Below are 20,891 nucleotides of genomic sequence, written 5' to 3' on the forward strand. Positions count from 1 at the left end.
CTTTGCCGGTCAGCCCGTCACCATCCCATCCCCGACGACGATCTGCCGACGACAGAGCGATGCGATCTTGTCGTCATGGGTCGAAATCAGAAAGGTGGTGCCTTCCTCTTGGTTGATCTGGGTGATCAACTCCATCACCTGCATGGCTGACACACGGTCGAGATTGCCAGTCGGTTCGTCCGCCAGCACGAGTTCGGGGCTGTTCATCAGCGCCCGCGCCACGGCGACGCGCTGTTTTTGCCCGCCCGACAGGCTGGTGGCGGGGAAATTGATCCGCTCCGCCAGGCCCATCCGCGCCAAAAGATCACGGCCCCGCGCCCGCGCCGGCGCGGTTTCCCGGCCCTCGCGCACGGCGGTGGGAAAGATCACATTCTCCAGCGCGGTAAAATCCGGCAAGAGATTGTGGAACTGAAAGACAAATCCGATATGGGCATTGCGAAACTCTGTCAGGGCCCGGTCATCGGCGGCGATCAGGTCTTCGCCCAGCATGACGTGACGGCCCGAGGTGGGTTTCATCAAAGTGCCAAGAATGGTCAAAAGCGTGCTCTTGCCCGATCCGGATGGCCCCAGCAAAGCCGCCATTTCACCTGTCTCAAGCCGCAGCGAAAGCCCGCGCAAGACCCGCGTTGCGGCCTCTCCGGTGCCGAAGGTCTTGACCAGATCGCGCACCTCCAGAAGCGCGCTCATTGGCCAATCGCCGTGACAGGATCGACCCGCGCCGCCGCGCGCGCAGGCAGGATCGAGGCAAGGACGGCCCCGATCACTGTGAGGGTAATGGCCAGCCCATACGAGCCTTGGGTGATGTCCATCGGCAGGGTGCCCGCCTTGAACGCGTCGCGCGGCGGGAAGGGCAGGAGCGCCAGATACCCAAGCCCCGCGCCCATCATCCCCCCCATCAGCCCAATGAGCGCGCCTTGGGTCACGAAAACCACCACGACAAATCCGCGCCCCGCGCCCATCGCGCGCATGATCCCGATTTCCGGGCGGCGACGGTAGGTCGAGAGCAGCAGCGCCGAGGCCACGCCGATCACAATGGTGATAAGCGCGAAGGTCTTGAGGAAATAGCCGGTCTGCGCCTGTGCGCTCAGCGCCTCCATCAACTGTTCGGCCCCATCGGTCCAGGGCACGGCATCGAGCCCGGTCAGGGTGCGAATGCGCAGCGCCGTGGCATCTGCGGCGTTGAGGTCCAAAAGCTTGATTTCGATCTGGCTCACGCCCTGTGGCATGGCAAAGAGCGTGCGTGCAGTCGACAGGCTGACAAAGGCGCGCGCCCCGTCCAAGGCCCCGTTGCCCGTCTCAAAGATACCCGAGAGGGTCAGCAGGGCCGTCACCCCCTCAGAGCTTTGCAGGCGCAGCGGCTGATTGAGCGACAGGTCGAGATCATCGGCCAGCTCGCGCCCCACCACGATCAGACCTGCGCCCAGCCTTGCGCGCCCCTCAACCATATACCCGTCCAGATCGAGGATCGCGGATTCGCGCCCCGGCTCAATCCCGGTCACGCTGACCTGCTCCACTTGTGCCCCGCGCGTCAGAAACCCCGCCCCGGTGATCTGTGGCGAGACCGCCTTGACCCCCGGCACCGCCTCAATCAGCGGCAGCCACGTTGCGGCCTCGGCCAAAGAGGCGGTGCGTGTGCGGCCCCGTTCTGCGACCATCAGCACATGGCCTTCGGGCGTGAACAAAAGCGTGGGATCATCCGGTTCCGCCTCGATTGTGACATGGGCGATATCACCCACGGTGCGCGACAGGATGAATTGCGCCAGCCCCCCGATGAGCGCTGACATGAAGATGAAGATAAAGACACCCACCGCCACCCCGAGCACCAAAAGCGCGGTCTGCGCCTTGCTGGCGGTCAGATAGCGTGCGGCGATCTTGAGCGCATAGAGCATCAGGGCGGCCCCGCTGTGACGGCCTGACCATCCGCGATGCCGGTGGCCTCTGTGATGAAAGTATCGCCTTGGGCCAGCCCCGCCGTCACGATCAGCCGAGCGGCGGGCCACTCGACCACTGAAATCGGCTGAAACCTCGCCGTGCCGTCGCGAATGACGAAAACGCCCGGTGCGCCTGCGTCAGAAACCAATGCGGTGCGGGGCACGGTCAGGGCTGCGTCGCGCTGATCCACGATGATATTGGTCGCCACGGTCAGGCCCACCGGCGCAAGGACGGGCGTGTCAAAGGACAACTCGACCGCCAGCCCGCCGGTTGCGATATCGACCCGTTTTGAGACATAGCTGACCTGTCCCGCGCGGGTCTGCGTTTCGCCCGCCAATTGAAGAAGGGCGGGCTGCGCTACGGCGATTTGGGTGGCATAGGCCTCGTCCACATCGGCCTCGACCAAAAGCGCGCTGAGGTCGGCAAGCGTCAGGATGGGCGTGGCGGGGCTGACAAGTTGGCCCTGCTCGACATCGAGCATTACAACACTGCCCGCGACAGGCGCGCGGATTGTGTGATTGGCCAGCAAAACGCGCGCCTGATCGAGCGCCGCACCAAGGCGGGCGACCTCTTGGGTCGCGGCCTCGAGCCTGTAGCCATAGGTGTCGCGCACAGAGCGGGCGATTGTGGTGGTGAGCGACGTGGCGCGATCAAATTCAGCCTGCGCTTCGCGGAGTGCGTCGCGCGCGGCGTCTAGGGCGGCTTGTGCCTGTCGCACGCTAGCGCTCTGCGCCTCGGCATCGACTTGGGCCAAGATCTGACCCGCCTCGACACGGTCGCCCTCGATCACAGGCAACGCCACAAGCGTGCCGGTGACCGTTGACGTCACCTCAACCGAATTGACAGCCGCGATCCGGCCATTCACAGCCAAGACGCGGGTGACAGGGGCCAGCGCTGCCGTCTCGACCAAGACGGTTGGCGGGCGGGCCATCCACGCCTGAGCGGTGATGAGCCCAGCAATGGCCATGCCGACAAGCGCCGCTGCCACCCATATCCACCGCCGCCCGGATTTCCGAACAGGAGCGTCCCGGCGCGGCACTGGCAACGGCGAAGGAGATGCAGGGTCTTTCTGCGCGGTCGCAGGCGCGTTGTGTCGGGCAGGTTTCTGGTCAGCCGGGGCCAAACGGGGTTCCTTTGCTAAGGGCACATATGCCGGGGGCGGCGGATTTTGCGCCGCCTCCTGTTCCTCTAGCATAGGCGGGCAAATCGCAACTGCCTTGACGTGGATCAGGGGCGGGTAGACTGCCCGCGCGCCTCCATTGACCCATGCAGGCACCCCGGGCATAACCGACGCAGAGCGGCGGTGACCCGACGCTTTGACACAGGCATGCTGCCCCGGCGGATCAAAGCCTAGGTAGCCAGAAAGATTGAGCCGGACCATGCGCAGCACCAAGATCATCCATGTCGTTTCCTGTCATGCCGAGGGCGAGGTGGGCGATGTCATCGTGGGCGGCGTAACCCCGCCCCCCGGCGATACGATCTGGGAGCAGCGCAAATGGATTGCCGAGGATCAGACCCTGCGCAATTTCATGCTGAACGAGCCGCGTGGCGGCGTGTTCCGGCATGTCAATCTGCTGGTGCCGCCCAAGCACCCAGAGGCACAGGCCGCCTGGATCATCATGGAGCCCGAGGATACACCACCGATGTCGGGATCAAACTCGATCTGCGTGTCGACCGTGCTGCTAGACAGCGGCATCATCCCGATGCAAGAGCCGGTGACGCATATGGTGCTTGAGGCGCCGGGTGGGCTTGTGCGGGTGCGCGCCGAGTGCGCCAACGGCAAGGCCGAGCGCATCTTTGTCGAGAACTTGCCCTCCTTTGCCAGCCGTTTGGGCGTGCCGCTTGATGTGCCGGGTGTCGGGCAGATTACTGTGGATACGGCCTTTGGCGGGGATAGTTTCGTGGTGGTCGATCCCGTGGCGCTTGGCGTCGATCTGGTCGAGGATAACGCGCGCCGGATTGCAGAGCTTGGCATCCGCATCACCAATGCGGCCAATGCCCAGTTCCGGTTCGAGCATCCCGAAAAGCCAGATTGGGCGCATCATTCGTTCTGCCTATTTGCCGGGCCGATCACGCGCGAGGGGAGCGCCCTGCGCGCGCAATCGGTGGTCGCCATTCAGCCCGGCAAGCTGGACCGGTCGCCGACCGGCACGGCGGTCTCGGCGCGCATGGCGATCCTCGCGGCGCGCGGCGAGATGGGCGAAGACGACCGCTTTACCGGCGTGTCGATCATCGGGTCAGAATTTCACGGGCGGATTCTGGGTCGGGTGCAGGTTGGCGGGCAAGAGGCCATTCGCCCCGAGATTAGTGGGCGGGCGTGGATCACCGGCACGGCACAGCATATGCTGGACCCCAGCGATCCGTGGCCGGGCGGTTATCGGCTTTCGGATACATGGCCACGGATCATTTAAGGGGCAGGGCGGCGGGACGCGCCCCCGCACTCAGACTGTGACCGCAGCCAGCCCTTCGGATTCGAACCGCGCCAGTTGCGCCAGTTCTGCATCGCTCAGGGCAATGCCGCCGCTCAGGGCGTTTGCCCGCGCCGCAAAGCGCCGTTCAGAGGGCAGGCGCGCGCCTTGGCCACTGATGGCGCTCAGCAGGCGCTCGCCTTCGGCAATCGGATCGCGCCCGCTGCGTGCGGCGAAGGTCGCCGGATCGAGCGCTAGGACCAATGCGCCATGACGCGGCAAGAGGCTGGTGCCGCCGGAAAACTCTAGCGCTTCCTTGCTCATGAATTCACCCAGCATGGCACCGGCCAGCAATTCGACCATGGTCGAAATCGCCGATCCCTTGTGCCCGCCAAAGGGCAGCATCGCGCCCGCCAATGCCGCCTCGGGATCGGTGGTGGGGTTGCCGTCCTTGTCCATTGCCCAGCCTTCGGGGATGGGCGTGTCTGCGCGGCGGTGCAATTCGATCTCGCCCCGCGCGGCGACGCTTGTGGCAAAATCAAACACATAAGGATGCGGGCCGGGGCGCGGCCAGCCAAAGGCAATCGGGTTGGTGCCCAAGAGCGGCTCTTTGCCGCCCGTGGGCGCGACCGAGGAATAGCTGGGGCACATCGAGAGCGACGCAAGGCCCCGCGCGGCCAAAGCCTCGACATCGTGCCAGAGCGCCGAGAAATGCAGGCAATCACGGATCACCAGAGCCGCCAGCCCGGTCTCGCGCGCACGTGCGGCCAAGGCATCGACAGCCGCGTCAAAGGCCGGGTTGGAAAATCCGCCGCCCGCGTCCACTTCGATCATCGCGCGGCCTGTATCCTGCAGCACCGGCACAGCATCGGGCACCACCTTGCCCGCTGCGATCACCCGCAAGCAGCCTTCGATCCGGTAGATGCCATGCGACTTGCAATGATCCCGCTCACCCGCAACGATGACCCGTGCCACGGATACTGCGCTCTGAGGGCGCACGCCGCAGGACTCGAAAATCGACGTCACGCGCGCCAAAAGGCTATCAACGGAAATCACGGTCGGCTCGGCCATGCGGGCGGTCTCCTTCAGGATTGGGGGCTATTTGTCCACGTCGGTATAGGTGCAGGCCCAGAACACCTTGGTTTCGGTATCATCAATCGCGCGCAACCCGTGTTTGATGGTGCTGTCGAAATAGGCGCAATCGCCGGGCTCCATGATCACCGGCTCGTAATGCTCGACCGTCAATTCAACGCGACCCGAAAGAACATAGAGCGTCTCTTCGCCGTCATGCGATTCCAACTCGTCGCGCGTGAGGGGGGCGCGTTTCTCGACCAGTGTCACCAGCGGGATGATCTTTTTTTCGGCCAGCGCGTTGCACAGCACCTCGTATTCGAAATTCTTGGCGCGCACCTTGCGTCCTTGGCCTGCGCGCGTCACGGTCATGCGCGTGGTCTGTGTCGCGTCATGATCGGCGGAAAAGAGCCGCTCCATGCCAATATCATAGGCGCGGGCGATCTTGATGAGGTTCTCATAGCTGGGTGAAACGCGCCCGTTCTCGATTTTGTGGATGGTCGAAAGCGCCAGACCTGTGCGCTGCGCCGCCACTTCGAGCGTGTAGCCGCAGGCCTGCCGCACGGCCTTCATGCGTGCGCCCAAATCCGCGCGCAGTTGATGGCGCTCTACGTCCCAATCATCCGCGGCACTCTCGACGGAGGTTTTTTCTGTTTCGGCCATAATTTTTCTTTTCTTACCAGTCATGATTGTTTAAGCATATATTTGTGTTGGGCACAACAGTAGCAATCCTGATATTGCAGGGGGAGACGGAATATCGGACTTTTCCGTCGTCCGGACCGAATTTCTCAGGAAACAAACTTCAACAAAGGGTGATCTCATGCCAGACCTGATTGTTGCCGCCGAGGTTCAGGGGCCAATCCTGCTCTGCGATGAGGGGCTGAGCGTCTGGGGCGGTGTTGATCCCCAGAGCGGGCGGATCATTGACGCGCATCACCCGCAGCGGGGGCAATCGCTGGCCGGTCACGTTGTAATGATGCCGACCAGTCGTGGCTCTTGCACGGGTAGTGGCGTACTTTTGGGGCTGGCCTTTGCTGGCACGGCGCCCAAGGCGCTGATCTTTCGCGAGGGCGAGGATATTCTGACTTTGGGCGCGCTTGTCGCCACGCGGCTCTTTGATCGACCGATTGCCGTTCTGCGCCTCTCGGCCTCCGACTACGACCGTCTGGCCCAGCAATCCCATGCCAAGATCACCGCCACCCATCTGCGCGCAGGTGATCTGGAGATGCCGCTGACCTCTGTGGCCTCCGAGGGGCTGACCCTGTCGGATAGCGACCGCGCCTTTCTTGCCGGGGAGCATGGCGAGGCGGCGCAACTGGCGATGGAGATCATCACCACGCTGGCCGCCGCCCAAGGCGCGCCCAGCCTGACCGATGTGACCCGCGTGCATATCGACGGTTGCATCTATGCCAGCCCTGCCTTTCTGACCTTTGCCCGCGCCATGGCGGACAAGGGCGGGCGGGTGCGGGTGCCCACCACGATGAACGCCATTTCCGTCGATCACGCCAATTGGCGCGCGCAGGGCGTGGCCGAAGATTTCGGCCTTGCCGCCAGCCAGCTGGCCGATGCCTATGTCGAAATGGGTGCGCGTCCCAGTTTCACCTGTGCGCCCTATCTGCTTGAGGACAAGCCGGTCGCGGGCGAGGATATTGCCTGGGCCGAAAGCAATGCGGTGATCTACGCCAACACGGTTCTGGGCGCGCGCACCGTGAAGCATGCCGATTTCATGGACCTCTGCATTGCGCTGACAGGGCGTGCCGCACGCTCTGGCGTCTATCTCGACCAGAACCGCGCAGCCCGTCGGATCATCGACATCGACGTGCCTGAAGGGATCGACGATGCCTTTTGGCCGATGCTGGGCTGGATCGTTGGTCAGGTCGCCCCTGACCGCATCCCGCTCTTGCGCGGGCTGGAGGGGCTGAATCCCTCCGAGGATGATCTCAAGGCGCTTTGCGCGGCCTATGGCACCACCTCTGCCTCGCCGATGATGCATATTGAGGGGGTCACGCCCGAGGCGGACATGCCGCCCACGCCCGATGCCGATCACGCCCGCATCACGGCGGCTGATTTTGCCCGGCTTTGGTCGGGGTTCAATCAAGGTGCGGATAAGGTCGATCTGGTGGCGCTTGGCAGTCCGCATTTTTCCGCCGCCGAATGCAGCGCCTTTGCGGCATTGATGGAGGGGCGGCAGGTCAATCCCGCCGTAGCCACGATCATCACCCTTGGTCGCGGCACGCTAAACACCATCACCGCGAGCGGCGTCAAAGCACGGCTTGAGGCCGCCGGTGTGACCATCGTGCCCGATATCTGCTGGTGTTCGATTTCCGAGCCGGTTTTTCCGCCTTCGGCAAAGGTTCTGATGACCAACTCTGGCAAATATGCGCATTACGCGCCGGGTCTCAGCAATCGTGCCGTGCGGTTTGGCTCGCTCGCGCAATGTGCGCAGACCGCGCAATCTGGCATGGCCCCCACAACCTCACCGCCGTGGATTGCCGCGGCTCCAGCCCTTGCTGGCCACTGATCCGCCTCCACAGGCACAACGCCACGCATCCAAAGGAGTTTTTCGATGAACAAAGACGTCTTTCACGGCACCATCCCCGCCCTGCTGACCCCCTGCACCCCGGACCGCAAACCCGATTTTGACGCGCTGGTGCGCAAGGGGCAGGAAATGATCGCGGCAGGCATGTCGGGCGTGGTCTATTGCGGGTCCTGCGGTGACTGGCCGCTTTTGACGGACGCCGAGCGGATGGAGGGCGTCGAACGCCTGACCAAGGCCGGCGTGCCCGTGGTTGTGGGCACTGGCGCCATCAACACGAAATCCGCCGTGGCCCATGCCGCGCATGCGCAAAAGGTGGGGGCTGCGGGCCTTATGGTGATCCCGCGCGTTCTGTCGCGGGGCCTGTCTGTCGCCGCACAGCGCAACCATTTCAAGGCCATTTTAGAGGCGGCCCCAGATGTGCCCGCGATCATCTACAACAGCCCCTATTACGGCTATTCGACCAAGGCCGATCTCTTCTTTGCCCTGCGCGCCGAGCATAAGAACCTGATCGGCTTCAAAGAGTTTGGCGGCAAGAATGATCTGAGCTACGCCGCTGAACACATCACCTCGCAGGATGATGACGTGATCCTGATGGTGGGGGTGGATACCGAGGTTTACCACGGCTTTGTCAAATGCGGGGCGGTCGGGGCCATTACCGGCATCGGCACGATGTTCCCCAAAGAGGCGCTTTTGCAGGTGGCACTGTCACGCCGCGCAGCGACGGGTTGCCCCGAGGCGGACATGCGCGCGCGCGAATTGGCCGATGCGTTTTCCGTGATTGCCAAGTTCGACGAAGGCGTCGATCTGGTGCTCTATTTCAAGCACCTCATGGTGCTGAAGGGCGAAGAGGAATACCGCCTCAACATCAACGAGACTGATGCGCTCTCGCCCTCTCAGGCGCGGTTCTGCGAGGCGCAGTTCCATCAATTCAACGCATGGTTCGCCAATTGGGTCAAACAGGGCGGGGTGATCGCTGAATGCATGTGATCGACAGCCACACCGGCGGCGAGCCAACGCGCGTTATTCTGGACGGGGGGCCGGACCTTGGGTCTGGTGCCCTGTCCGAGCGCGCTCGACTGTTGGCCTCGGAGCATCGCGATTTTTACCAGTCGGTCAGTCTCGAGCCGCGTGGACAGGTGGCGATGGTCTGTGCCCTGATGGTGCCGCCAACAGACCCGACTTGCGTGACCGGCGTGATCTATTTCGACGCCGAGGCGGTGCTTGGCATGTGTGGCCATGGCACCATCGGCCTTGTGGTCACTCTGGCACATATGGGCCGGATCAAACCGGGCATTCACCGGATCGAGACGCCCGTAGGCATCGTCACCGTCGATCTTATCGACGCCAACACCGTCACCGTCACCAATATCGAGAGCCGCCGCACCCATACCGGCGTCACGGTCGAGATTGAGGGACTTGGCGCTGTCACTGGCGATGTCGCTTATGGCGGCAATCTTTTTTTCCTTGTCGATCCCAGCCCCGTTCCGGTCCATTCCAGCAATATCCGCGCGCTGACTGATGCCACCATCGCTGTGCGCGACGCGGTGCAGGCGCAGGGAATAGACGTGGATCACGTGATCTTTTACGGCCCCTCTGATGATGCGGCGGCGCATAGCCGCAACTTTGTCCTTTGCCCTGACAACGCCTATGACCGCTCGCCCTGTGGCACGGGATGTTCGGCACGGCTCGCCTGTCTGGCGGCTGAGGGGCGGCTGGACGCAGGGCAAGAGATCATGCAGGAAAGCGTGATCGGCAGCACCTATCGGCTGTCCTATACCCCCGGCCCGAACGGCGGCGTGATCCCCTCGATCACTGGGCGCGCCTATGTGATGGCCGAAAGCACATTGCTTTTTGATCCCAACGATCCGTTTCGCAACGGTATCCGTCTCTAACCCTTATAACAAAGGTGCCGCATGGCCCGCTCAGACATCATCGTCATCGGTGCCGGCATCATCGGCGTGACCAGCGCGCTTGCGCTGCAACGGGAGGGTCACCGCGTCCGCATTCTGGACCGCAAGGGCGTGGCGGCAGAAACCTCGCGTGGCAATGCAGGCGCGTTCGCCTATACCGATATCGAGCCGCTGGCGACGCCGGGCATCCTGCGCAAGGCACCGAAATGGCTGCTCGATCCGCTGGGGCCTTTGTCGATCCCACCGGCCTATGCGCTGCCGCTTATGCCGTGGATGCTGCGGTTCTGGCGGGCGAGTTGGCAGGATCGCTACGCGGCGGCTGTGGCGGCACAGGCGAGCCTGATGCACCATTCGCGTGCGGCCTTGGAGCGTTTGATCGCCAATGTCGACGGCGAGCCGTTGATGCGCCGCGAAGGGCAGTTGCAGGTCTATGAGGGCGAGGCGGCCTATCGCGCGAGCCTGCCCGCATGGACCCTGCGCCGTCAGCATGGCGTGCGCTTTGACCTCTTGGAAAGCCCCGCTGCCTTGGCCGAGATTCAACCCGGTCTCAGCCCACGGTTTACACATGCGGGCTATACCCCCGACTGGATGAACACCGTCGATCCGGCGCGGTGGACCGAATATCTGGCGCAACAGTTTGTGGCCGCTGGTGGCGTGATCGCGACCGCAGATATTCGCGCGCTGCGACAGGCGAGCGACGGCGTCGAGATTGAGACCGCCACTGGCACGATCCGTGCCGATCAGGTGGTTCTGGCTGCCGGTGCTTGGTCGCACCATCTGGCGCGCACGCTGGGGGACACGATCCCGCTCGAAACCGAGCGCGGTTACAACACCACCTTTTCCACCGCCAGTTTCGATCTGCGCACGCATCTGACCTTTGCCGATCACGGCTTTGTCGTGAGCAAGATCGGCGAGGGGCTGCGCGTGGGTGGGGCTGTGGAACTGGGCGGCCTGCGCCTTGCGCCCAACTACAAACGCGCGGAAACGCTGCTGCGCAAGGCCCGCGATTTCCTGCCGGGGTTTGATCCACAGGGCGGCACGCAATGGATGGGCTTTCGTCCCTCGTTGCCTGATAGCCTGCCGATCATTTCGCGCGCGCCGCGCGCCGACCGGGTGATCTATGCCTTTGGTCACGGGCATCTGGGGCTGACGCAATCGGCGGGCACGGCTGAATTGGTGGCGGCGCTTGCCGCACACCGTGATCCGGCGATAGAACTGCAGGCGTTTGACGCCGCGCGATTTTAAAGGGTGCGGGGTTGGGAGGCGTCAACCGCCCCAACCCGGCCTTTCCCTCTTACCGAACATTGGCCAGAAACTTCTGCGTCTCGGGGTGTTGCGGATCGCCAAAGAGCTGATCCGGCGCGCCGATTTCGGCCATGATGCCCTGATGAAAGAACGCCACGCGGTTCGACACATCGCGGGCAAACCCCATCTCATGGGTCACGCAGATCATGGTCATGCCTTCTTCGGCCAGCATCTTGAGGGTTTCCAGAACCTCGCCCACAAGCTGCGGATCAAGCGCGGATGTCACCTCGTCAAAGAGCATGTAATCGGGTGACATGGCCAGTGCACGGGCAATGGCCATGCGCTGCTGTTGCCCGCCCGAGAGACGCGAGGGATAGGTTGTCAGCTTATCGCCCAGACCGACATGTCGCAGCTGCTTTTCGGCGATCGCTTCGGCCTCTGCCTTGGCCATGCCCAGCACCTTGCGCGGGGCAAGGGTGACATTTTCCAACACCGTCAGATGCGGAAAGGCGTTCCATTGCTGAAAAACGATGCCTACCTTGCGGCGCAGCTTGTTGAGATTGGTGGATTTGGCATGCACCTCGGTGCCGTCGATGGTGATCCGGCCACTATCAATCGGCTCTAGCCCGTTGATGCAGGTCAGCAGGGTAGATTTACCTGACCCAGAGCCGCCGATTACGGTCACCACCTCACCACGCTGCACCGTCAGGTCGATCCCCTTGAGAACCTCCAGATCGCCAAAGGATTTACGGACATTCTGGATCTCAATCATTGGACCACCTTTTTTCGAGATAGCCGCCGAAACGGGCAAGCGGGAAGCTGATGACAAAGTAGAACGCGCCGCAGATCAACAGCAGGAACAGTGGTTCTTGCAGGCGCGTGATGAGGATTTGGGTGGATTTCAACAGTTCGGTAACCTGCACCACATAGACCAGCGCCGAGTCCTTCATCACCCCAAGCGCCAGACCGATCCACGAGGGCAGGGCGACGCGCGTGGCCAGCGGCAGCACGATATAGCGCATGTCCTGCCCCCATGTCAGGCCAAGGGACCGCGCCGCGCGACGGGTGATTTCCGGCACCGCATCAATCCCGCCACGCACGATTTCGGCGCAATAGGCCGAGGTGTAGAGCGACAGCACGATGCAGGCCACGGTAAAGCCGGAAATCTGAAGTTGCAGCACCATGCCGACAAAGGCGTTGCCCAAGACCAGTTGAATGAGAAGCGGCACAGAGCGGAAAATGTCGAGAAAGAAGGTCAGCGGTGCGGCCAGAACGGGGCCAAGCTGCATTCGGATCACCCCAAAGAGGATGCCCAAGAGGGTGCCGATGACCACGGAAATTGCCGTGACAAGGATCGTGATCCCTGCGCCCTTGGCGAGAAAGACCAGATCATTGGCGGTGAGGGCGGTGTCGAACATGCGCGTCTCCCCTCAGTACCGGAACAGACGCGCCGCGATCAGGCGGCCGCCGATGGTGATGGTTTTGGTGATCAGGTAAAAGATCACGGCGGCCAGCGCGAACAGCTCGAATGTGCGGAACGTCAGTGCGTTAAGATCCTGCGTGACCCCGTAAAGATCACTGTTCATGCCCACGGTGACGCCCAATGAGGTCATCAGGATCGCCCAGACCATCTGATTGGTCATCGGCAGGAAGGAAATGCGCAGCATCTGCGGCAGGATGATGTAGCGAAAGGATTGCAACTGCGTCAGGCCCAGAGACCGCCCCGCGCGCCCCTGCGTATCTGGGATCGCCTTGAGTGCGCCGCGAAAATTCTCGGTCAGATAGCCCGCATTGTTGAAGGTGATGCCGATCAGGATCGACACGAAGGGGCTGAAATGGATGCCAAAGCTGGCCACGCCAAAATGCGCCATATAGATTTGAAAGAGCGCAGGCGTATTGCGCGCAATTTCCACCCAAGTGGTTGCAAAGGCCATCAGCGGGCGTGACCCCGATAACCGGAAGACGGTAAGCAGGATGGCAAGTGCTATGCCCAAGGCCATCGAGAGGATCGCGATTTCCATCGTGACCAGCGCCCCGTCAAGCATCTGCGGCAGGCGGTTCAGGGCCTGCTTCCATTGGAAGGTATAGTTGAACATCAGGACACCCCGCCCCTAGGGGAAATAGCAAATGGCGGCGCGGGGTGTCCGCGCCGCCAATCCTAGCGCAAGCTATCAGCGATAGGCGTTCGGCACCATCAGTTTCGGTACTTCGCCGCCAACCCACTTCTCGTAAAGCTCGTCATATCGACCGGTGCGCACCTGCTGGTTCACGAAAAGATCGAGATAGTTGAGAAAGCCGTATTCGTCCCGCTTGGCAAATAGCGCCACATAGTCGGTGTCGAAAGGGGCAAAACCTACAACGGTGATGTCCTTGTAATTGCCCGACTGCACGTTGGCCTGTGCGACGGTGGATGTCGACACGGTCGCGTCAAGCTGGCCTTGGCTCAGCGCCAGGAACACATCGGCCTGCGTCTGGTAGGGGCGGAATTCGCCCTCGCCCCATTCCTTGACCTGTGCCTCAAGCGCGATGGCCTCGTAGGTGCCTGCAACCGCGCCGACGGTGTGGCCCTTCATCCCCTCGTAAGAGGTGATGCCGGTGCCGGAATTGGCGGTTACGGCCATTTCAAAGGCGAAATAGGGGATCGAGAAACCGACCGTCTTGGCCCGCTCCAGCGTGTCCGAGGTCGAGGCGACGCCCACATCGACGCGGCCAGACATCAGCGCCGGAATACGCTCGGGGAAGGGGGTTTCGACGATTTCTGCCTCTACGCCAAGAGCGGCGGCCAGATCGTTGCAATAATCAACGTCAAAGCCGATCGGCACGTTGTTGGCATCGCGCATCCCCATTGGCGGGAAATCGAGCACGACAGCGCAGCGCAATGTGCCCGAGGAAATAATGTCATCGAGTTTGTCCGCCTGAGCGGTGCCTGCGATGCTGGTCATGCCCAGCAAGGCAGCAAAAAGCGTCACTTTTTTCATTGGTGGTCCCCTCTCTGTTGATTCTGTTCTAAGCATGAGGCCTTTGGTTCTTTTTTGCAATAATTTTCCTAAAAGAAAAATACTGGCATGTCGGGAAAAAAATCGGTAAGCCATGAAAACCCCGCATCAGGCCTTTGATCGCGGTCGTATCTTCCCTCGGACCGAAAGGATTTCCCATGACCTTTACCCCCCATGGCAAGCATCTGATTGCAGGCACGTGGACTGGCACCGAAGAGACAGTGCTGTCTGATCCGGCAGAGGGCGCAGGCCATGCGTTTTCGGTCGGCACGCCGGACCTTGTCGATAGGGCGGCGCGGGCCGCGGAAGAGGCGTTCTGGACCTTTGGCACCACCAGCCGGGCCACGCGCGCGGCGTTTCTGCATGCTATCGCCGATGAAATCGAGGCGCGCGGCGCACAGATCACCGAGATCGGCTGCGCCGAGACCGGCCTGCCTGCTGCGCGGCTTGAGGGCGAGCGTGGGCGCACCACCGGGCAATTGCGGCTCTTTGCCGAGCATATCCTGAAGGGCGATTACCTCGACCGTCGCCATGATGCTGCGCTGCCAGACCGCAAACCCTTGCCGCGCCCCGATTTGCGGATGATGCAACGGCCCATCGGTCCGGTGGCGGTCTTTGGCGCGTCGAATTTCCCGCTCGCCTTTTCCACGGCAGGCGGGGATACCGCGGCTGCCCTTGCGGCGGGCTGTCCGGTGGTGGTCAAGGGCCACGGCGCGCATCCCGGCACCTCCGAAGTGGTGGCCGAGGCCATCCATGCGGCGATTGTGAAATCTGCGATGCCAAGCGGCGTGTTTAGCCTTGTGCAGGGTGGCAATCGTGCGGTTGGACAGGCGTTGGTGCAGCATCCGTTGATCCGGGCGGTTGGCTTTACCGGCTCTCTGGCAGGGGGTCGCGCGCTCTTTGATCTCTGCGCGGCGCGCCCCGATCCGATCCCGTTTTTCGGCGAATTGGGCAGCGTCAATCCGATGTTTCTGTTGCCCGATGCAATGGCGGCGCGCGGGGCGGCCATCGCAACCGGCTGGGCTGGATCGCTGACGATGGGCGCGGGGCAGTTTTGCACCAATCCGGGCATTGCGGTTGTCCTCAAAGGACCAGAGGCAGAGACCTTTGCAGAAGCAACGCGCGCGGCGCTGAGTGAGAGCGGTGCGCAAGTGATGCTGACCGATGGAATTGCTGCGGCCTACGTGGCGGGTGCGGCGCAGATGGCGGCGCAGACGGGGGTGCAAGACCTGTTGACCGCGATTTGTGATCAACGTCAGGCCAAGCCCTTTCTCTACCGGGTCGCTGCGCGCGACTGGCTGGGCAATCATGCGCTTGGCGAAGAGGTCTTTGGGCCCCTTGGCCTGATCGTTGTGGCCGAGAATGCCGAGGAAATGGCAGCCGTCGCGCAGAGCCTCAAGGGCCAGTTGACCGCCACCCTGCACATGGACGCAGGCGACACGCCTCTTGCGCGCTGCCTGTTGCCCGTGTTGGAACGCAAGGCGGGCCGGGTGCTGACCAATGGCTTTCCAACCGGCGTTGAAGTCTGCGATGCGATGGTCCACGGCGGGCCATATCCGGCCTCGACCAATTTCGGCGCGACTTCTGTGGGCACCCTCTCGATCCGCCGCTTCCTGCGGCCCGTCTGTTACCAGAACATCCCCGAGGCCCTCTTGCCCGAAGATTTGGTTTAGGGTTCGCAGCGCTCTCAAACACACAGGCCGGGAAAATCCCGGCCTGTTGCTTTTCAGAGCTATGTCAGCACATCACGGCTTGCCGCGCTTCGGTGGGGTGCTGCCGCCAAATCCCGCGCGGGCTTTGGGTGCAGCACCTTTGCCTTTGGGCTTTCCAGCGGCAGGCTTTCCCGCGCCGGGTTTGCCAGCAAAGGTCTTGCCTGTGCCGGGTTTGCCGGGCTTTTTCGCTGCTCCGGGTGGAACAAACCGTTTGGACGTATCGGCCGCAAGATTGGGTCTGGGCGCGGCTGGTTCCGCGTCACGGGGCGCAGGGCGCGCGCGCGGCTTGTCAAAGGGTTTGTCCGACGGTTTCGCCCCCGGCTTGCCATAGGGCTTTGCGCCGGGTTTGCTATCCGACTTGTCATAGGGCCGACCTTCGGGCTTGCCAAAGGATTTACCGGGTTTGCGATCCCCGGCGGGCTTGCCAAAGGGCTTGTTGGCAGGTTTGCCAGCGGGTTTGTCACCGGACCAAGGCTTTTTGGCCGGGCGCGGCGCATCGCCCGCCTCTGCACGCGGTTTGCGATACGGGGTTACCGTGCCATCCTCGACCGCGCGGGTCATTGCCGCGGGCGGCGCACCTGCCGGTTTCGGGCGCGGCTTTGGGGCGGTGCGTGGGGCAGAATGGTCGCGCGAGCCGCCATACTCGCGGGGCGCGCGCGCAGGGCGGTCCTCTCGCGGGGCGCGGGCCGCACGTTCGGGACGATCTTCGCGCGGGGCGCGCGGGGCAGGGGCAAACGCCGGGGCACTATCCAGGGCGCGGGCGGTGATGCCCTCATCCAGTTGCCCGCCCTCACCGAGCGACGAAAGAAATCCGGGAACGGCGGCCTCTGCCAGTTCGACAAAGGTTTCGGCAGCCTGCACGCGGATGGCCCCAATCGCGGATTTGTCGAGATTGCCAGCACGGCACAAAAGCGGAAGCAACCACCGCGCCTCGGCCCGGTCGTCATTGCCAACCGACAGCGCAAACCAGCGGCTTGGGCCAAAGGCCGACCGCTCGCGCGCCGGAGCGGGCGCGCCGGGGGCGCTCAGTTCCTCGGGTGCGGACCAGCGCGATTTGTAAAGACGCAGATAGGCGGCGGCGATCACCTCGGGGCTGTGCAGCGCCAGCAATTCAGCGGCAAAGGCACCTTCGGTCTCGGACGGCGTTTCGGACCAGACCGGATCGGACAACAGGCGCTCGCGATCCTTGGCCTCGATATCCTCGGGCGTGGGGGGCGTGGTCCATTCTGCGGTGATCTTGGCGAATTTGAGCAGGCGCTCTGCCTTGTTTGCCGATTTGAGCGGAACGATAAGGGCAGAGATGCCCTTGCGTCCGGCGCGACCTGTGCGGCCCGAGCGGTGCAAGAGGCCTTCGGAATTGGTGGGCAGTTCGGCATGCACGACCAGATCGAGATTGGGCAGGTCGATGCCCCGCGCGGCGACATCGGTGGCGACACAGACCCGGGCCCGCCCGTCGCGCATTGCCTGCAGGGCATGGGTGCGCTCGGACTGGCTCAACTCGCCTGAGAGCGAGACCACGGCAAAGCCGCGATTGGACAGGCGTGCCGTCAGGCGGGCCACCATGGCGCGGGTATTGGCGAACACAATCGCATTCTGGGCATCGTGATAACGCAGCAGGTTGATCACGGCGCCCTCGGCATCCTGCGGTGACACAGTCAGCGCCTGATAGGCGATATCGGCATGCTGTTTCGCGCCGGTCAGGGTGGTCACACGCTGCGCATCGCGCTGGAATTTCTCAGCCAGCTTGGCGATCATCGGCGGCACGGTGGCCGAGAACATCAGCGTGCGGCGATCTTCGGGCGCTGCGGCCAGCATGAATTCGAGGTCTTCGCGAAAGCCGAGATCGAGCATCTCATCGGCCTCGTCAAGCACGATGGCGCGCAGGCTTGTCATATCGAGCGCGCCGCGATTGATGTGGTCACACAGACGTCCGGGCGTGCCGACAACAATATGCGCCCCGCGCTCCAGCGCGCGCCGCTCGTCACGGGCATCCATCCCGCCAACGCAAGTGACCAAACGCGCGCCGGCTTCGGCATAAAGCCAGCTCAGCTCGCGCATGACCTGAAGCGCCAGCTCTCGCGTTGGCGCCACGATCAGGGCCAGCGGTGCGGCGGCAGGCGGCAATCGGTCCTCACCCCCCAGCAGGGTGGGCGCGATCGCAAGGCCAAACCCTACGGTTTTACCAGATCCGGTCTGGGCCGAGACCAGAAGATCAGAGCCAGACAGCGCGGGGTCCGTTACCGCCTCTTGCACAGGCGTCAGGGTTTCATAGCCGCGCGCGGCAAGAGCATTGGAGAGGGCAGGCAGGATCATGGGGGAGGTCGGTTCCGAAAAAGGGGTGCGGCTTGCGCGTCAAGCCGCGACGCATAGCTCAGTCACGCGCTGTTGTATATGGCAAATACGTCTGTCTGGCAGTGCCCCTTGTGGTCGCATCGGGATTGCGCCACCTTGGGGAAAATCCCGAATTTGCGAACAGGAGGCTGACCGATGCCCGTCAAGAACCGCTTTGCCGAATTGCACACCGACATAACAGAATGGCGCCGCGATATCCATGCCCATCCCGAGATCCTCTATGAGACGCATCGCACCAGCGCACTGGTTGCCGAAAAGCTCAAGGCGTTCGGCTGTGACGAGGTGGTGACAGGCATTGGTCGCACCGGCGTGGTGGGGGTGATCAAGGGCCGCAGCACCGCATCGGGCCGGGTGGTCGGCCTGCGCGCCGATATGGACGCGCTACCCATTCACGAGGCCACTGGCGTGGACTATGCCAGCAAGACCCCCGGTGCGATGCATGCCTGCGGCCATGACGGGCATACCGCGATGCTGCTTGGGGCCGCGCAATATCTGGCAGAGACCCGCAATTTCGATGGCACCGCCGTGGTCATCTTTCAGCCCGCCGAGGAAGGTGGGGCAGGCGGGCGCGAGATGTGCGAGGATGGCATGATGGACCGCTTCGGCATTCAGGAAGTTTACGGCATGCACAACTGGCCGGGCCGCCCGGTGGGCAGCTTTGCCATTCGCCCCGGTGCGTTTTTTGCGGCGACAGACCAGTTCGACATCGCGCTGACTGGCAAGGGTGGACATGCCGCAAAGCCGCATGAAACCGTGGATACCACTGTCATGGCCGCGCATCTGGTCACGATGTTCCAAACCATCGCCAGCCGCAACGCTGATCCTGTGGATCAGATAGTGGTGTCGGTCACGTCGTTTCAGACCTCTTCGACCGCTTTCAACGTGATCCCGCAAGGCGTGCATCTGCGTGGCACTGTCCGCACCATGAGCCCCGAGATGCGCAATCTGGCCGAGCAGCGCATTCGCGCGCTCTGCGAGCATGTGACGGCGGGTTTCGGCGGCAAGGCCGAAGTAAGCTATCACCGGGGTTATCCGGTGATGATCAACCACGAGGAACAGACAGAGTTTGCAGCGAGCGTTGCGGCCAAGGTCAGCGGCGGGTGTGAAGAGGCACCTTTGGTCATGGGCGGCGAAGATTTCGCCTTCATGCTCGAAGAGCGCCCCGGCGCCTATATTCTGGTCGGTAACGGCGATACCGCCATGGTCCACAGCCCCGATTACAATTTCAATGACGAGGCTATTCCGGCGGGTTGTAGCTGGTGGGCGGGGATCGTCGAAGAACGTATGCCAGCGTGATCCCAACCCGGATCACACCGGCTCTGCCATAAGCCAGACGCCCCCCTGGGGCCGCAACGTCAGGATCATCACCGGGTCGGGGTCACGCCCCGGCACCGGGGTGAACCTGAACCGCGAGAGCAGCGTTGCGAGAATGATCACCGCCTCTTGCAGGGCAAAACTGGCACCAATGCAAATACGCGGCCCATCGCCAAAGGGCAGATAGGCATAGCGCTCGATGGTCTTGCGATCGGCAAAACGGTCGGGGTTGAACGCGTCTGGCTCTGGCCAGAGCTGGTGGTTTCGGTGCAGCGCATAGATCGGGATGATCACCGTATCACCGGGTCGAATGTTACGCCCGCACAGCGTATCGGCAACTTGCGCAGTGCGCGAGATGATGCCCGCAGGCGGATAGAGGCGCAGCGCCTCGTCGATGATCTGGCGAATATAGGGCAGGCGGGCCACATCCGCGCCCGTCGCGGCACGGCCCCCCAGCACGGCTTGCGCCTCGGCGCGGGCGCGGTCCTGCACAGCCTGATCAAAGGCGCAGAGGTAGAGCGACCAGCCCAGCGTCAGCGCTGTTGTCTCGTGCCCCGCGACAATGAAAGTCAGCAGGTTATCGCGCAACTCGGGCGTGCTCATCCGGCGTTTCGTCTCGGGGTCTTCGCCGTCTAGCAAAAGATCAAGAAGGTCTGGCACGCCCTCTGACCCGCGCGCGCGCCGCGCCTCGACGGCCTCGTCTGCCACGCGCTTCATCTCAGCCACCGAGCCACCCGACATCACGCGCCCCGGGCGCGGCACCCAATCGGGAAAGCCCAAGATATCAAAAAGCGAGATTTTGCCCGCCTCTGAAATATAGGCATCAATACCGCGATGCACGGCGTCCACATCGAACATGCCGTCGCCGGAAAAGGTCACGTCGGCGATGACATCAAAGGTGGTGCGCACCATTTCGGCGGCCATATCCACCGCACGCGGGCCTGCTGCCGCCACACGCGCGGCACTTTGTTCGGCAGCGGCTGTCATGATCGGCGCGAGGTTCATCACGTTGCGATGAGAAAAGACCGGCGCGGCCGTGCGCCGTTGCCAGCGCCAATGCGCGCCCTCGGCAATAAAGAGCGACTCGCCAATGGCGGGGCGCAGAAGGTTCTTTGTGACAATGGATTTGGGGTAATTGTCCAGCTCTTCCAAGAGCATCCGGCGGATCGCGCCGGGGTCCATCACCATGTGCCAGCGTTTGCCGGTGCGCCCTGAAACCATGGGCTGCCGTGTGGCAATCTCGGGGATGATCGACAGAATGTTGCGCCGCGCGGCCTTCAGGCTGGCCAGCACGCCCATCGGCTCTGTCACCAAGGGCACATGCGCGGGCAAAGTCTGGGGCGTCTGGCGGGGAATGGGGGACATCGGGCACCTCTGGGCAACTGGGTCTTAGATAGGGCGCAGGAGGGGCG

The 20,891-nt window shown here is 63.0% G+C and carries 18 protein-coding genes; 7 read left to right on the forward strand and 11 right to left on the reverse strand.

Going from position 1 to position 20,891, the window contains the following annotated elements:
* Positions 1 to 9: 9 nt before the first annotated feature.
* Genes ROSMUCSMR3_RS18540 through ROSMUCSMR3_RS18550 form a run of 3 tightly spaced genes read right to left on the reverse strand, consistent with a single transcriptional unit; the run spans position 10 to position 2,920 of the window.
* The gene (locus ROSMUCSMR3_RS18540) at positions 10 to 687 is read right to left on the reverse strand and encodes an ABC transporter ATP-binding protein (protein WP_081508324.1); all 678 of its coding nucleotides are present in this window, start codon (positions 685 to 687) and stop codon (positions 10 to 12) included.
* Positions 684 to 1,889, reverse strand: coding sequence for an ABC transporter permease (locus ROSMUCSMR3_RS18545; RefSeq protein ID WP_008281995.1), 1,206 nt, complete (start codon positions 1,887 to 1,889; stop codon positions 684 to 686). The genes ROSMUCSMR3_RS18540 and ROSMUCSMR3_RS18545 overlap by 4 nt, the downstream gene beginning before the upstream one ends.
* A complete protein-coding gene (locus tag ROSMUCSMR3_RS18550; protein ID WP_008281996.1) occupies positions 1,889 to 2,920 on the reverse strand; it encodes an efflux RND transporter periplasmic adaptor subunit in 1,032 nt (343 codons plus the stop codon). The genes ROSMUCSMR3_RS18545 and ROSMUCSMR3_RS18550 overlap by 1 nt, the downstream gene beginning before the upstream one ends.
* 391 nt (positions 2,921 to 3,311) lie before the next feature.
* Here ROSMUCSMR3_RS18550 and ROSMUCSMR3_RS18555 point away from each other — a divergent pair, with 391 nt between their 5' ends.
* Positions 3,312 to 4,343: a trans-3-hydroxy-L-proline dehydratase gene (locus tag ROSMUCSMR3_RS18555; RefSeq protein WP_081508325.1), complete on the forward strand. Its 1,032-nt coding sequence runs from the start codon at positions 3,312 to 3,314 to the stop codon at positions 4,341 to 4,343.
* A 30-nt stretch (positions 4,344 to 4,373) separates the two neighbouring features.
* Here ROSMUCSMR3_RS18555 and ROSMUCSMR3_RS18560 read toward each other — a convergent pair whose 3' ends face one another.
* Together ROSMUCSMR3_RS18560 and ROSMUCSMR3_RS18565 are read right to left on the reverse strand one after the other, a co-directional pair.
* On the reverse strand, positions 4,374 to 5,411 hold the full coding sequence (locus ROSMUCSMR3_RS18560) for an Ldh family oxidoreductase (protein WP_081508326.1): 1,038 nt from the start codon (positions 5,409 to 5,411) through the stop codon (positions 4,374 to 4,376).
* A 27-nt stretch (positions 5,412 to 5,438) separates the two neighbouring features.
* A complete protein-coding gene (locus tag ROSMUCSMR3_RS18565; protein ID WP_008282000.1) occupies positions 5,439 to 6,074 on the reverse strand; it encodes a helix-turn-helix domain-containing protein in 636 nt (211 codons plus the stop codon).
* 157 nt (positions 6,075 to 6,231) lie between these two features.
* Between ROSMUCSMR3_RS18565 and ROSMUCSMR3_RS18570 the strand changes: the two genes are divergently transcribed.
* From ROSMUCSMR3_RS18570 to ROSMUCSMR3_RS18585, 4 genes are read left to right on the forward strand one after another with little or no spacing between them, the layout of a single operon-like run.
* On the forward strand, positions 6,232 to 7,932 hold the full coding sequence (locus ROSMUCSMR3_RS18570; protein ID WP_081508327.1) for an aconitase X: 1,701 nt from the start codon (positions 6,232 to 6,234) through the stop codon (positions 7,930 to 7,932).
* 45 nt (positions 7,933 to 7,977) lie between these two features.
* Positions 7,978 to 8,937, forward strand: a complete 960-nt coding sequence (locus ROSMUCSMR3_RS18575; RefSeq protein WP_008282002.1) for a dihydrodipicolinate synthase family protein — start codon at positions 7,978 to 7,980, stop codon at positions 8,935 to 8,937.
* The gene (locus ROSMUCSMR3_RS18580; RefSeq protein WP_081508328.1) at positions 8,928 to 9,842 is read left to right on the forward strand and encodes a proline racemase family protein; all 915 of its coding nucleotides are present in this window, start codon (positions 8,928 to 8,930) and stop codon (positions 9,840 to 9,842) included. Before ROSMUCSMR3_RS18575 ends, ROSMUCSMR3_RS18580 begins: the two co-directional genes overlap by 10 nt.
* A 21-nt stretch (positions 9,843 to 9,863) precedes the next feature.
* Positions 9,864 to 11,105 carry an NAD(P)/FAD-dependent oxidoreductase gene (locus tag ROSMUCSMR3_RS18585; protein WP_081508329.1) on the forward strand — a complete coding sequence of 414 codons (1,242 nt, stop codon included), beginning with the start codon at positions 9,864 to 9,866 and terminating at the stop codon, positions 11,103 to 11,105.
* A gap of 49 nt (positions 11,106 to 11,154) precedes the next feature.
* Here the strand turns inward: ROSMUCSMR3_RS18585 and ROSMUCSMR3_RS18590 are convergent, their stop codons facing one another.
* The 4 genes from ROSMUCSMR3_RS18590 to ROSMUCSMR3_RS18605 all read right to left on the reverse strand — a co-directional run bounded on the left by ROSMUCSMR3_RS18590 (position 11,155) and on the right by ROSMUCSMR3_RS18605 (position 14,083).
* Positions 11,155 to 11,877 (reverse strand): amino acid ABC transporter ATP-binding protein, encoded by a 723-nt coding sequence (locus tag ROSMUCSMR3_RS18590; protein WP_081508330.1) that lies wholly within the window; start codon positions 11,875 to 11,877, stop codon positions 11,155 to 11,157.
* The gene (locus tag ROSMUCSMR3_RS18595; protein ID WP_008282006.1) at positions 11,870 to 12,523 is read right to left on the reverse strand and encodes an amino acid ABC transporter permease; all 654 of its coding nucleotides are present in this window, start codon (positions 12,521 to 12,523) and stop codon (positions 11,870 to 11,872) included. The genes ROSMUCSMR3_RS18590 and ROSMUCSMR3_RS18595 overlap by 8 nt, the downstream gene beginning before the upstream one ends.
* A gap of 12 nt (positions 12,524 to 12,535) precedes the next feature.
* Complete coding sequence (locus ROSMUCSMR3_RS18600) at positions 12,536 to 13,201, reverse strand: amino acid ABC transporter permease (protein WP_008282007.1); 666 nt, start codon at positions 13,199 to 13,201, stop codon at positions 12,536 to 12,538.
* 75 nt (positions 13,202 to 13,276) lie between these two features.
* Complete coding sequence (locus ROSMUCSMR3_RS18605; protein WP_008282008.1) at positions 13,277 to 14,083, reverse strand: transporter substrate-binding domain-containing protein; 807 nt, start codon at positions 14,081 to 14,083, stop codon at positions 13,277 to 13,279.
* A 176-nt stretch (positions 14,084 to 14,259) separates the two neighbouring features.
* On the opposite strand from ROSMUCSMR3_RS18605, the gene ROSMUCSMR3_RS18610 reads away from it, so the two are divergent.
* Positions 14,260 to 15,774, forward strand: coding sequence for an aldehyde dehydrogenase (NADP(+)) (locus ROSMUCSMR3_RS18610; protein ID WP_081508331.1), 1,515 nt, complete (start codon positions 14,260 to 14,262; stop codon positions 15,772 to 15,774).
* 72 nt (positions 15,775 to 15,846) lie between these two features.
* Here the strand turns inward: ROSMUCSMR3_RS18610 and ROSMUCSMR3_RS18615 are convergent, their stop codons facing one another.
* Positions 15,847 to 18,126 carry a DEAD/DEAH box helicase gene (locus tag ROSMUCSMR3_RS18615; protein ID WP_198385553.1) on the reverse strand — a complete coding sequence of 760 codons (2,280 nt, stop codon included), beginning with the start codon at positions 18,124 to 18,126 and terminating at the stop codon, positions 15,847 to 15,849.
* A gap of 174 nt (positions 18,127 to 18,300) precedes the next feature.
* Between ROSMUCSMR3_RS18615 and ROSMUCSMR3_RS18620 the strand changes: the two genes are divergently transcribed.
* Positions 18,301 to 19,461 carry a M20 aminoacylase family protein gene (locus ROSMUCSMR3_RS18620; protein WP_081508332.1) on the forward strand — a complete coding sequence of 387 codons (1,161 nt, stop codon included), beginning with the start codon at positions 18,301 to 18,303 and terminating at the stop codon, positions 19,459 to 19,461.
* Positions 19,462 to 19,473: 12 nt separating this feature from the next.
* Here ROSMUCSMR3_RS18620 and ROSMUCSMR3_RS18625 read toward each other — a convergent pair whose 3' ends face one another.
* Positions 19,474 to 20,844, reverse strand: coding sequence for a cytochrome P450 (locus tag ROSMUCSMR3_RS18625; protein ID WP_081508333.1), 1,371 nt, complete (start codon positions 20,842 to 20,844; stop codon positions 19,474 to 19,476).
* Between the last annotated feature and the right edge of the window lie 47 nt (positions 20,845 to 20,891).

The sequence above is a fragment of the Roseovarius mucosus genome, assembly GCF_002080415.1.
Classification (GTDB): Bacteria; Pseudomonadota; Alphaproteobacteria; order Rhodobacterales; family Rhodobacteraceae; genus Roseovarius; species Roseovarius mucosus_A.

Excerpts from the sequence above, each read along its gene's own strand:
- ROSMUCSMR3_RS18605 (WP_008282008.1), bottom strand. The coding sequence starts at position 14,083 with ATGAAAAAAGTGACGCTTTTTGCTGCCTTGCTGGGCATGACCAGCATC.
- ROSMUCSMR3_RS18625 (WP_081508333.1), bottom strand. The coding sequence starts at position 20,844 with ATGTCCCCCATTCCCCGCCAGACGCCCCAGACTTTGCCCGCGCATGTG.
- ROSMUCSMR3_RS18560 (WP_081508326.1), bottom strand. The coding sequence starts at position 5,411 with ATGGCCGAGCCGACCGTGATTTCCGTTGATAGCCTTTTGGCGCGCGTG.
- ROSMUCSMR3_RS18585 (WP_081508329.1), top strand. The coding sequence starts at position 9,864 with ATGGCCCGCTCAGACATCATCGTCATCGGTGCCGGCATCATCGGCGTG.
- ROSMUCSMR3_RS18610 (WP_081508331.1), top strand. The coding sequence starts at position 14,260 with ATGACCTTTACCCCCCATGGCAAGCATCTGATTGCAGGCACGTGGACT.
- ROSMUCSMR3_RS18600 (WP_008282007.1), bottom strand. The coding sequence starts at position 13,201 with ATGTTCAACTATACCTTCCAATGGAAGCAGGCCCTGAACCGCCTGCCG.
- ROSMUCSMR3_RS18570 (WP_081508327.1), top strand. The coding sequence starts at position 6,232 with ATGCCAGACCTGATTGTTGCCGCCGAGGTTCAGGGGCCAATCCTGCTC.
- ROSMUCSMR3_RS18575 (WP_008282002.1), top strand. The coding sequence starts at position 7,978 with ATGAACAAAGACGTCTTTCACGGCACCATCCCCGCCCTGCTGACCCCC.
- ROSMUCSMR3_RS18595 (WP_008282006.1), bottom strand. The coding sequence starts at position 12,523 with ATGTTCGACACCGCCCTCACCGCCAATGATCTGGTCTTTCTCGCCAAG.
- ROSMUCSMR3_RS18565 (WP_008282000.1), bottom strand. The coding sequence starts at position 6,074 with ATGGCCGAAACAGAAAAAACCTCCGTCGAGAGTGCCGCGGATGATTGG.
- ROSMUCSMR3_RS18555 (WP_081508325.1), top strand. The coding sequence starts at position 3,312 with ATGCGCAGCACCAAGATCATCCATGTCGTTTCCTGTCATGCCGAGGGC.
- ROSMUCSMR3_RS18580 (WP_081508328.1), top strand. The coding sequence starts at position 8,928 with ATGCATGTGATCGACAGCCACACCGGCGGCGAGCCAACGCGCGTTATT.
- ROSMUCSMR3_RS18620 (WP_081508332.1), top strand. The coding sequence starts at position 18,301 with ATGCCCGTCAAGAACCGCTTTGCCGAATTGCACACCGACATAACAGAA.
- ROSMUCSMR3_RS18545 (WP_008281995.1), bottom strand. The coding sequence starts at position 1,889 with ATGCTCTATGCGCTCAAGATCGCCGCACGCTATCTGACCGCCAGCAAG.
- ROSMUCSMR3_RS18590 (WP_081508330.1), bottom strand. The coding sequence starts at position 11,877 with ATGATTGAGATCCAGAATGTCCGTAAATCCTTTGGCGATCTGGAGGTT.
- ROSMUCSMR3_RS18540 (WP_081508324.1), bottom strand. The coding sequence starts at position 687 with ATGAGCGCGCTTCTGGAGGTGCGCGATCTGGTCAAGACCTTCGGCACC.
- ROSMUCSMR3_RS18615 (WP_198385553.1), bottom strand. The coding sequence starts at position 18,126 with ATGATCCTGCCTGCCCTCTCCAATGCTCTTGCCGCGCGCGGCTATGAA.